Source organism: Corynebacterium mendelii (assembly GCF_017307055.1).
Taxonomy (GTDB): Bacteria; Actinomycetota; Actinomycetes; order Mycobacteriales; family Mycobacteriaceae; genus Corynebacterium; species Corynebacterium mendelii.
Genome location: NZ_JAFLEQ010000001.1, coordinates 1 through 11,875 on the forward strand (window position 1 = coordinate 1; position 11,875 = coordinate 11,875).

Here is an 11,875-nt window from a genome sequence, read left to right on the forward strand (position 1 = left end):
CACCATCATCCAAAAGATGGCAATCCATCCCCTCCTTCCAGGCGGACACACCCCCAAACATTCGGCTCCACCAGCACAAACGACAGTCATACCACAGGATGGGACACAAGCCGTCCATCCGTCCGGAATATGGCCGCGCACACGACAGAGACCCCGAAAGCCACGGCAAAGGGGCACATTTTAGCCCAGCCCACCCTTATCTGCCCGGCGTCTGCCGGCGGCGGTTTCCCGCCGGCAGGACGGATACATCCGGCCGATACGGCGTGGTGAGCCCGGTTTTTCTAGGGTTCGAAGCTGGTTTCCTCGCCCCAGAACACCTCGTCGACAACATGACGGCACAGCCGGGTGGTTTTCAGGTAGTGCTCGTAGAACTCCTGGTAGTTGTCGGGATCCCAGCCCGCGGCACCGGCCACCGGGGCCAGGTGGGGGCCCGGCTGGGGAAGCTGGTCGGTGCGTTTTCCCTTCACCAGCACCAGGGCGTTGCGTGCCCGGGTGGCCGTCAGCCATGCCCGGCGCAGTTTGTCGGCCTGGTCTGTGGTGAGGATGCCGTCGTCGGCCAGCACCCCGAGGACCTCCAGGGTGGAGGTGTTGCGCAGATTGACGTGGTCGTGGGCATGCTCGAGCTGCAGCAGCTGCACGGTCCATTCGATATCGGTCAGCGCCCCGCGGCCGAGTTTGGTGTGCACGGTTTTGTCGGCGCCTTTGGGGAGCCGTTCATTATCGACGCGGGCTTTCATGCGCCGCACATCCCGCACCGTTTTCTTCGACACCCCCGTGTCCGGGTAGCGGAACTGGTCGACCATGAGGCAGAAACGCTCACCGAGTTCTTTGTCGCCGGCAATGGAGGTGGCCCGGAGCAGTGCCTGGATTTCCCAGGTTTCCCCCCACTGGCGGTAGTAGCGCTCATAGGAATCGAGGGTGCGCACCACCGCCCCGGACCGGCCCTCCGGGCGCAGCCCCAAATCCACGTCCAACGGCGGATCCCCCGACGGTTTCGACAGCCGGCGGCGCATGCGGTCGACCACTCCGATCGACCATTTGATCGCCTCGTTGTCGTTAGTGCCCTTCGTCGGTTCACAGACGAACATGACATCGGCATCGGATCCGTAGCCCAATTCGTGGCCGCCCAAACGACCCATGCCGATCACCGATATCACCGCTTTCGCCCGGCCGTCATCATCAAGGGCGGCTTTCACTTCGGCGCGCAGCGCCGCTTCCAGCACCGCATCCCACACCAGTGACAGTGACCGGCACACTTCCCGCACATCCATCATGCCGAGCAGGTCGGCCGCGGCCACCCGGGCCAGTTCCCGGCGGCGCAGCGATCTGGCCGCGGCAATCGCCCGATCCGGGTCACTGTGGCGCAGGGCGGTGACCACCAGTGCGCTGGACACCGCATCCGGGTCGGCGTCCAGCAGTTTCGGTCCCGCTGCCCCGTCACCGAGAAGCTTGACCATGTCGGGGGCGTTGACAAACAGATCGGAAACATACGGCGAGTTGCCGAGAATAATCATCAGCCGGTGGCCGACGATGCCCTCATCCCGCAGCATCCGCAGAAACCAGGTGTGGTCTTGTGCCGCATCGCACAGTTTCCGGTAGTTCAGCAATCCGGCATCCGGGTCGGCGGTATCCGACAGCCATTCCATGAGTGTCGGCAGCAGCAGGGCCTGGATTTTCGCTGCCCGGCGCGACCCCTGGGCCAGGTATTTCAGGTGTTCGAACGCCCGGTCGGGGAATTCGTAGCCGAGCAGTTTCAGCTGCCGTTTCGCCGACTCGGGGGTCAGTTTCAGGGTGTCGGTGTCAATGGCGACAACCGAACGCAGCAACGGCCGGAAAAACAGTTTGCCGTGCAGGTCGGCGACCTGGCGTTTGATTTTTCCCCACAGCTGTTTGGCCGTCTGGTCGGAGGTTTCCGAGCCGGTGCTGGCCACGCCGGCGGATCTGGCCAGCCACCGCCATTGTTTGTCGTCGTTGTCGGCGGGCAGCAGATGGGTTCGTTTGACCCGCATCAGCTGCAGGCGGTGTTCCAGCAGCCGGGTGAATTCGTAGGCCTGGATCAAATGGTGGCCGTCATCCCGGCTGATGTAGCCGCCGTCAATCAGCGCGGCCAGCGCATCGACGGTGGATGCCACCCGCAGCGACTCATCCGAGCGCCCGTGCACCATCTGCAGCAGCTGCACGGCGAATTCGATGTCGCGCAGGCCGCCGCGGCCGAGTTTGAGTTCGCGTTCTTTTTTCGCCCCCGGCACATTGGCCACCACCCGGGCGCGCATTTTCTGGGTGTCCTCGACAAATGATTCCCGTTTGGATGCCTCCCACACTCTCGGCCGCAGGGCGGCGATGTAGGCCTCCCCGAGCACCAGGTCGCCGGTGGCCGGGCGGGCTTTCAGCTGGGCCTGGAATTCCCAGGTGTCGGCCCATTTGTCGTAGTAGGCCACATGGCTGTCCAAGGTTCTGACCAGGGCGCCGTGTTTGCCTTCCGGGCGCAGGGCGGCATCGATTTCGAAGAAGGCCGCCGACCCCTGGCGGATCATCTCCCCGGCCACCCGGGTGGCTTTTGCGTGGGCCGGTTCGGCGACGAAGATGACATCCACATCGGAGATGTAGTTCAGCTCCCGGGCGCCGCATTTACCCATGGCGATGACGCTGATTCTGGTGTCAACCGGATCATCCCCGTAGACCTCCCCGTAGCCGACGGCCAGGGCGGCGGTCAGTGCCGCATCCGCCAGATCACTGACATGCCCGGTGACTTCTGCGAAGGGAAGCTCCTCCATACCGGGGCGGCGGACCGACGACAGGTAGCTTCCGGCCAGATCACGGGCGGCGATGCGCATGAGCAGTGACCGGTAGGTCTGCCGCATGGCTGTGACAGCCTGCTTCCCGGTCAGCGTCGCCACATAGGTGCCCGCATGGTCCCCGGCGGCCCGGATGGTGCGCCCGTCACCGCGCGCGGCCAGTGCCATACCCTGCGGCAGGCGGCCCGCCGGCCCGCCAGTGGGATCGCCGGCAACGACAGCTGTCCGCTCCCCGTGGGCGCCGGAATCGTCGGGGCCGGGGGCACTGTCACCGGTGTCGTGCGGGGCCGGTCCGGCAAACACCGCCGGGCGGGCGCCGATGCTGTCAAGCAGCAGGGTGAACATCTCGTCGCGGTCCGGGATGGGGTGGGTCAGCTGCCGCCACAGCTGCGGGTTGGCGCACAGGTGATCACCCAGGGCACTGGATCCGCCGACAAGAGACAACAGCATCACCCGCAGCTCGGGATCCTCCCGCAGGGCCCGGTCCAGCTCGGCTGACCCGCCGGTTTCTTGCTCCTCGGCAGCAAGGACCCCATAGAGCCGGATGATGGTGTTCAAAGCCAGATCGGGGTCACCGGTTCCCGACAATGCCCAGCACAAATCCACCGATTCCTCGTTGTACCAGCCCAGGTGCCGCAGATCTTTCTCCGCGGTCGGTGAGTGCAGGGACAATCCCGCGGGGGTGGGCAGGCGGCGGCGGGTGGAACGCGGTGAAGTCATCGGCTCTTTCGGCGGGACGGGGTGGGCGGGGATTGTCGCCGGTGGTGTGTGTGATCTTCTTCCCGGCGCAAAGATAAGGAAAAGGTCAGTAGTCCAGGTTGGTGCGCAACTCCCACTGGGTGATCTGGCGCTGGTATTCGTTCCATTCCCGCCATTTGTTGCGCAGGAAGAACTCGAAGACATGCTCGCCGAGGGTATCGGCAACCAGATCGGACTGCTCCATCAGCCGCAGCGCATTGTCCAGGGAGGTCGGCAGATCCTTGTATCCCATGGCCCGGCGTTCCCGGCGGGTCAGCGACGAGATGTCGTCTTCGGCCGGATCAGGCAGTTCGTAGCCTTCCCGGATGCCCTTCAATCCCGCGGCCAGCAGCACCGAGTAGGCCAGATACGGGTTGCAGGCGGAATCGATGTTGCGGACCTCCACCCGGCGGGATTCGACTTTGCCGGGCCGGTAGGTGGGCACCCGCACCAGTGCGGAACGGTTGGATACCCCCCACGTGGCGGCGGTGGGGGCTTCCGCCCCGAACACGATCCGCTTGTAGGAGTTGACCCACTGGTTGGTCACCGCGGAGATTTCCGGGGCATGTTCGACCACCCCGGCTATGAACTGGCGGGCGGTGTCGGAGAGATTGAATTCGTCATCCGGATTGTGGAAGGCATTGGTCTCCCCCTCGAACAGGGAGATGTGGGTGTGCATGCCGGAGCCGGCATGGTCGGCGAAGGGTTTCGGCATGAAGGTGGCCCGCACATGGTTTTGCAGGGCCACTTCCTTGATCAGGTAGCGAAACGTCATGATCGTGTCGGCCATGGTCAACGCATCGGCGTGCCGGAGATCAATTTCCTGCTGGCCGGGGGCTGTTTCATGGTGGGAAAACTCCACCGGAATCCCCATCTGCTCCAGGGCGTGGATGGCCTCGGAACGGAAATGCGGTGCATCGTCGTGCACGGCCTGGTCGAAGTATCCGCCGGTGTCGGTCGGTTCGGGTTCATGACCATCGGTATCAAGCGACTTCACCAGGAAAAACTCGATTTCCGGGTGGATGTTGCAGGTGAATCCATCAGCCGCCGCGGCCTGCACCTGGCGGCGCAGCACCTGGCGCGGATCAGCGTAGCTGGGCTGTCCGTCGGGCATGGCGATATCGCAGAACATTCTCGCCTGCGCCAGATTGTCGTCGGTTCTGCCGAAGGGAAGGATCTGGAAGGTCGACGGATCCGGCAGGCACAGGGTATCGGCTTCGCTGACGCGGGAAAACCCCTCGATCGCGGAGCCGTCGAATCCGATGCCGTCGTCGAAGGCGCCCTCCAACTCCGCGGGGGCCACGGCCACCGATTTCAGATAGCCCAAAATGTCGGTGAACCAGAGGCGGACAAAACGGATGTCCCGTTCTTCGACGGTGCGCAGCACGAATTCCTGTTGTGAGTCCATGGTTTAAACCCTACTGAAAACTCTCTCCCGCACCCGGGCACAACACCGCAAGCCACCCCACCGCATCACCGCCACCGCCGCCCCGGGAAGCACCGGTGCCCCATCCCGGCGGTCCGCACCGGTGCCGGCGGCAAACGGGCCGGGTGAAAAACTAGAGTTGTCCTTGACAGCCATCACGGTGTGACAGTGGAGGAGGAAAAAGTGACTGCACACGATGCACTGCATGAGGTCGGTGAAATCATCGAATCCGGGATGCTCCCGGTCGGCGACGGGCAGGAAATCTTCTATGAGGTGGCCGGCAACCCGGACGGGATTCCGGCGGTGTTCGTCCACGGCGGGCCGGGTGGGGGAACATCCCGGCAATCGTTTTGTTTCTTTGACCCCCGGGCCTACCGCATCATCCGTTTCGACCAGCGCGGCTGCGGCCGGTCGACACCGTCGGTGGCTGATCCGGCAGCCGATGTCGACGAGCTGCTCGAAGTCAACACCACCGCGCATTTGATCGCGGACATGGAACGCCTGCGGACACACCTGAATATCGACCGGTGGCTGGTGTTCGGCGGTTCGTGGGGTTCCACCCTGTCGCTGGCCTATGCCCAGGCCCATCCGGACAAGGTTCTGGCGCTGGTGCTGCGCGGTATTTTCCTTTTGCGCAAAACCGAACTCGACTTCTACTACAACGGCGGGGCGGGCCACATTTTCCCCGAATACTGGGACGAATTCCTCGGCGCGGTGGACGAGCATCTGCGCCCCGCGGCCGATGACATCCACGGCCGCACCCGCATCGACGGGGTGGATCTGATTGAGCAGTACCACCGTCTGCTGCACAGCAGTGACTGGGACACCGTCACCGACGCGGCCCGCCGCTGGTCGATGTGGGAGGGGCTGACCAGCCACCTGGATATCCCCCACACCCCCGGCGACCACGGACAACAGGCTTTCGACGTGGCGTTCGCCCGGATTGAAAACCACTATTTCGTCAACCATGCCTTCATCGGCGACGGACAGCTTCTCGAACCGGGCAATATCGACAAAATCCGGGATATCCCGGCGGTGATCGTGCAGGGCCGCTACGACGTGGTGTGCCCGATGAAAAGCGCCTGGCAGCTGCACCGGGCGTGGCCGGAGGCGGAATTCCACGTCAGCGACCGCTCCGGGCATGCCGCCGATGAAGCCCAGACAGCGGCCCGGCTGGTGGCGGCAACCGACAACTTCGCCCGCCGGTTCGGCTAGCCGACGCGGCGGCGGGGTGTTCCCATAGGGGTATGTGAACTGGTAGAAACATACTCTATGGGCACAACGAAAGCTATCGAGGTTGAAGCCAAATTCGCGGTTGACACAGGAGTTGATGTTCCCGATTTATCAGCCGTGTGCATGGTCGCGGAGGACGCCTCCTGCACCATCCACACGCTGTCGGCCATCTACTACGACACCGCTGATTTGACCTTGACCGACAACCGGGTTGTGCTGCGCCGGCGTACCGGCGGCACCGATGCCGGCTGGCACGTGAAGTTTCCGGCGGCCACCGGCCGCCTGGAAATCCGCTGCCCGGCCGGTGAGCCGCCGCAGCCCGGCACACCGGTGACACCGCCTGAAGAGATTGCCTCCCAGTTGACCGCGCTGCTGCGCAACCGGCCGGTGACAGCCATTGCCCGCGTCGACAATGAGCGCCATGTCCACCGCCTGCTCGATGACCGGGGCAACGACATCGCCGAATTCTGTGACGACCACGTCACCGCCTGGTCGTTTCTTCCCGGGGGTCAAAAAACCTCGTGGCGGGAATGGGAGTTCGAACTCACCGACGGCACAACTGATGCCGACACCGCCGAACAGATGCTGATTTCCGCGGCCGCGGTACTCACCGCCGCCGGTGCCACCGACAGCGATTTCCCCTCGAAACTTGTGGCTGCCCTCGGGAAATCGAGCAGCAATGTCGCCCGCCCGGCGGCTGTGGTTCCCGCCGCCGGCACCCCGGCAGCCAGTGTCGTCGCCGCCCTGTCTGCCGACCGCGACAAAATCATTGCCTGGGATCCGGCCGTGCGCCGCAACGATGACGATTCGGTACACCAGATGCGGGTGGCCACCCGCCAGATGCGCAGCCACTTGTCCACGTTCAGCGGGATCCTCGACCCCGCCGCCACCGCCCCGGTGGAAGACGAATTGAAGCATCTGGCCAAAATTCTCGGCCGGGCACGTGACGCGGAAGTGGTCGCGGAGATGCTGGACAAAATCTTCGACCGGGAAACCGACGCCGGTGTCAGCCATAAGCTGCGGGAATTCGTCCTCTCCGGTATCCGCGACGACTACACCCGGGCGTGGACGCAGGCCGTCGAATTCATGTCCTCCCCGCGCTATGTGGCACTTCTCGACGCCGTCGACGGCCTGGTACGCACACCGCCGCTGGTTGCCGGTACTCCGGCGCAACCGGACGGGGAGGAAAACACCCCCAGCCACGGCATGTCCACCAGCAAGCGCACGGGTGCCGGGGGAAAGAAAAACAACAAGCGCACACGCCGCACATCACCCGGCACGGTTGACGCCACCGACAAGATTCTGGCCGACCACCTCTCGGCTGCTTTCGAGAAGCTGGCCGGACAGTACCGGCTGGCCGCACAAGGACTCGCCGACAGTTCCCTGCCGTTGACACAGCGCGAGGACCGGGTGCACGACATGCGCAAAACCGCCAAGAAACTGCGCTACGCCGTCGAGGCGGCGGGCAGCCACTCCGGGTTGAAGACAGCCAAGCTCTACCGGAAACTGTCCGTGCTGCAGGATGATCTGGGCGATTTCCAGGACACGGTGGTCGTGCGTGACCTGTTGGCCACCAAAGCCGCCGCCGCCCATGAGGCGGGTTTCGACACCTTCAGCCTGGGTATCGTCCATGAGATTGTCCACACGGCGGGCAAAAACCGACTGGCCGACCTGGAGCGGCACTTCGCCAAAGTCGACAAGGCATACCGCAAGATGATGGCGGCAGCAGCCCGCTGACCCCCGGAGCGCGGGGAGAAACCGTGTCATTGCCTCGGGGCTGTACCGAATACCCGGTGTCCGGGCCACGGGCCATCTTCACCCGTGCCCACCGTGCGCCGGCGGCACCGGCTGCCCGCGGACTGTCGGCGACACCGGGTCGGCCACCGTCAAAAGCGGGGGTGGACAACAACCCGGAACACGCGGACGATAACGCTCCTAGCTGCACAAACACAGTTTTGTGACAAAAGACACAACATTTTGTTGAACCCCACTATTGCCAATGACGCATCAGGCGCATATTCGCCCGGGCCACGACCATGACCGGGCACTGTCTACGGCACCGTAAGCCCCACCCCAAACCCCATAAACGGGGGGCCGGACACACCGGCTCCCCCACCGGGCCGTACCGGACCAAGCAACCGTTTCCCTCTCAAAAATAACGCATTACCTGCGACTTGAAACTTAGTAACAGAAAACAATCAGTTCGATAGGTGGTGGCCACCGACCCGCTGGCCAGGGACCGATACCATGACACAACCGCCGCCGGGAACCCGTTTTTCCAAACATTCATGTCCGAACCGGGGGCATACAGTGTTAGCCATTACCCCCCGGTTGCTTGTTTTTATACTGTTTCAGCAGGTAAAGCGGCATAAATACAGTATTGCATCGTCAATATAGCGGTTATGCTACATGCCTGGAAGGGGCAAAATAACCGCCGGTACAAGCAGGCTCAACAAAGTTCAGTTTGACCATAAAATCATTTTGACCTGCGCGTTTATCGCATCAGGGGTGAATTACCCCCGGTCTTTCTTCAAGCCTTGGGGATAACCGGGTATCAGCGTTAGTCTTTGAGGTGACGGCACGATGGAACCAACAAATATCGTTGGCCCGCAACCACCGGCCCCGGCAGCTCCCACAGTCGGCGACGGCGGCACCTGTGCCCCCACAACTGGACAACACCACCGGCTGATCGCCTTCCCCCACAAGGCACGTCACAGCGCGGACGGCAGCGGTGCATGGTTTCGCTGAGGACCCGGACACCCCAATCCGGGAGAAACCATCCCGACGACGAACCGCCTTTTTGACCCGGCCGAAAGGTTTTCCACACATACCGCACCACTTTTTCTTTTCGGCAACTGCCAGTTTTCCCATCCGGCAGTCCCGCTCCCGCCCCGACTTGAGGAACCGGCTGACAAAACAGCCGGAAAGGACCGGCGGGACGCTACCGTCGGCGTTCACCGGTTGCCGCTTGCACCAAGGAGACAACCGCGATGGCCACCACCATCGGTGTACGGATCGCCACAGCTGCTGTTGCTGCCGCTGTGGCGGTCACCGGCTTTGCGCCGCCGACTGCCTCAGCCGGAATTGTCGACCTTATCCACACCGGATTGTCGTTTTCCACAGGTGAGGACACCGACTACTCTCCCACCCCGGCCCGCACAGCTGAACCGTCCGGGGGCCGGGAGGTAACCGCCACTCCCATGGCATCGAGTCCGCCGGCTGATAACAGCACCGACATCGAGCGGATTTTGACCACTTCCCCCGCAGCGAAGGGGGCGCACACCGGGGTGGTGGATCCAGCAGCCGTGTGGCCCGACACCCGAACCAGAAACACCGCGCAGGATATTCTCGCCCGCATCAACGCCCACCGTCGCGCCCACGGTGAACAACCGTTGGCCAACAATGATTCCATGAGCGCCGGGGCACAGCAGTTCGCGGAAAAACTCGCCCGCACCAAGGTACTGACCCACGATTCGGGGATGTACAAATACGCCGAAATCCTGGCGATGCGCACCGCCACCTCTTCTGACGGTCTGGCCGAGGACTTTGCCCGCCAGTGGGAAAACTCCCCCTCCCACCGGGCGCTGATGCACCGCGATTCCTTTACCGTCGCCGGGATCGGGGTCGCTTTCGACGACCAGTCCGGACAGGTGTTTGCCGTGGTGCGGCTCTACTACAGCTAGACCTTCCACCCCCAGGCCTTAACCCGGGTCCCCTTCCGCACCCGGGTTAAGGCCCGGGACAAGCGGGACCGTGCGGGTTTGCTCAACCGTGCACGGGTTCCCGGAGAAACACCCCGGCAAAAAGCCTGCGCGGCAAAAAATACTTTCCCTCCCCACCGGTCCCCCACCGTGGCAGCTGGCCGTGGCCGATCACCCCCGCACCGGCGGTGGGCAGCGAAGCTGCGGGATACGGACGGCGGCAACCCGCGCCCCGGGGTACGGGGGCGCACAGGCGTTTTCCGGATGCATCTCCCCAACGTAGAAAAACCCCTGCGGAACTGCCGTGTGTACGCTGTGGCCGGGTGGCCCCTGCACCAGCCGCGTCTGTCGCCCCACGGCCGCGGCTTTTTCATCTTCCGCCGCCCCGTTTTAAGGCAAATCCCGGCCGGAACAGCCCCACGGATCAGTTGTCGGACCAGGTGTCGTCTTCCCGGTCGTACTCGTCGGCCTCGCGGGCACGCTGGTGCGCGATCTCCAGGGCGTTTTCGGCTTCTTCTTTGCTGTCGTAGGGACCCATCCGGTCAAACCAGCCGATCTGTTTTCCCTGCATCACCTCGCCGGTGTCCAGATTGTAGTACCACTTGTCGGATTCGATGTCTGCCATGGGGAACACTCCTTTTTGGGTTGGCTGCGGCACACAACTGGGTGCGCCACGTGCGGATTCCCCCACCCTACCGGTGCGGGGGGGCGGGGGCGGGGTGAAAACCTTCCTCACCCGCGCCGCGGTGCCACAACGCTCAGCTATTACAGTTGTGGGTGCCGCCGGGCGGGTTTTCCACCGGCGGTGGGCACACCCGCTTGTGTGCCGGCGGTTTTTCCTTTCGAAGGCGGCTTGTCAAAACACGTTATGGCTTTTCTTCCTGCATCCACGATTTCGCCCGGCCCCGCCGCGGCCGCGGCACACCGGAAGTTTTTTTCCTCAGCCCCCACCGGCTGTGCGGGTGCCCCGGCAACCCTGGCCGTCATCGGCGACCACACCGACGACATGGGCGGGGTGGTTGTCGCCATGCCCGCGGACAGGCAGGTGGCGGTGGCGGTCAGCCCGGCTGACGGTGATACCGTCACCGTCGCCTGGCACCGGCCCGGGGCAGGTTCCCCGGTTGTGACCCGCACCAGTTTTTCCCGCCTGGATGAGTTGGGCGAACACATCCACAACCCCACCGAACGGGCCGGCGGCATCGCCGCCTACCGTTCCCCGGACACCGGGGAGGACACCCGCCCCACCGCATCCCCGGAGGGCACGGCCGCGGAACTGATTGGCGGGGTGATCTGGTCGATGATCGGCCGCCAGATGATCACCCGGGATGTCGCCGGAATGAATGTCACTGTCTCAACCACCGTCCCCGAGAACATGGGGCTGGGTGAGATAGAAGCCGCCGCCACGGCGGCGGCCCTGGCCATCGGCTCCGCCTACAGGGTCAACGATGATATTCCGCACCGGGCCAGGCTGGCCGATCTGCTCACCCAAACCTGCCGGGTGTTCCACAACCACCCCACCGCCCGCTGGCGGTTGACCACTGCGCTGCGCGGCAGCGACTCCGGGGCGCTGGTGATCAACTACGCCGACAATTCCGCCAGCCCGCTTATGCAGCCGGGCGCCGGTGACATCCTCACGTTCGCCGTGCTGCCGCACCATCCGGCGGGGGCGGGCGGCAGCAGCGGCGACGTGGCTTTCCGCCGGGATTTTTTCAGCGCCGCCACCAAAGCTTTCGGGGTGCAGTCCCTGCGGTGCCTACCCGATGCGACACAACGTGTCATCGACTGGCTGGGGGCGGTGCACCATGTCCGCGGGGACAAAGACGCCCCCAGCATTGCCGCCGCCGAGGATTGGATTGCGTTCTGCCAGGCGGACACCGACCGTGCCCTGCAGTATGCGGCACTGTGCCGCTCCCGGGGGGCGCGCAGCGCCCTGGAGCTGGTCAACGATTCCGACCGGGACATCGCCGCCCGGTGGGCCAGGC

The 11,875-nt window shown here is 64.1% G+C and carries 7 protein-coding genes; 4 read left to right on the forward strand and 3 right to left on the reverse strand.

Annotated elements, in window-relative coordinates; all coding sequences use genetic code 11:
• Positions 1-281: 281 nt before the first annotated feature.
• On the reverse strand, positions 282-3,698 hold the full coding sequence (locus tag JZY06_RS00005) for a bifunctional [glutamine synthetase] adenylyltransferase/[glutamine synthetase]-adenylyl-L-tyrosine phosphorylase (protein WP_377769105.1): 3,417 nt from the start codon (positions 3,696-3,698) through the stop codon (positions 282-284).
• Positions 3,601-4,941, reverse strand: a complete 1,341-nt coding sequence (locus JZY06_RS00010) for a glutamine synthetase family protein (protein WP_207117440.1) — start codon at positions 4,939-4,941, stop codon at positions 3,601-3,603. Before JZY06_RS00010 ends, JZY06_RS00005 begins: the two co-directional genes overlap by 98 nt.
• Before the next feature lie 252 nt (positions 4,942-5,193).
• Between JZY06_RS00010 and pip the strand changes: the two genes are divergently transcribed.
• From pip to JZY06_RS00025, 3 genes are all read left to right on the forward strand, one after another.
• On the forward strand, positions 5,194-6,174 hold the full coding sequence (pip, locus tag JZY06_RS00015) for a prolyl aminopeptidase (protein WP_207117455.1): 981 nt from the start codon (positions 5,194-5,196) through the stop codon (positions 6,172-6,174).
• Positions 6,175-6,231: 57 nt separating this feature from the next.
• Positions 6,232-7,929, forward strand: a complete 1,698-nt coding sequence (locus JZY06_RS00020) for a CYTH and CHAD domain-containing protein (RefSeq protein WP_207117441.1) — start codon at positions 6,232-6,234, stop codon at positions 7,927-7,929.
• A 1,253-nt stretch (positions 7,930-9,182) separates the two neighbouring features.
• Positions 9,183-9,875, forward strand: coding sequence for a CAP domain-containing protein (locus JZY06_RS00025; RefSeq protein ID WP_207117442.1), 693 nt, complete (start codon positions 9,183-9,185; stop codon positions 9,873-9,875).
• 442 nt (positions 9,876-10,317) lie between these two features.
• Here the strand turns inward: JZY06_RS00025 and JZY06_RS00030 are convergent, their stop codons facing one another.
• On the reverse strand, positions 10,318-10,518 hold the full coding sequence (locus tag JZY06_RS00030) for an SPOR domain-containing protein (protein ID WP_207117443.1): 201 nt from the start codon (positions 10,516-10,518) through the stop codon (positions 10,318-10,320).
• Between the two features lie 243 nt (positions 10,519-10,761).
• Between JZY06_RS00030 and JZY06_RS00035 the strand changes: the two genes are divergently transcribed.
• A partial coding sequence (locus tag JZY06_RS00035) for a galactokinase family protein (RefSeq protein WP_207117444.1) occupies positions 10,762-11,875 on the forward strand: 1,114 nt, incomplete at its 3' end.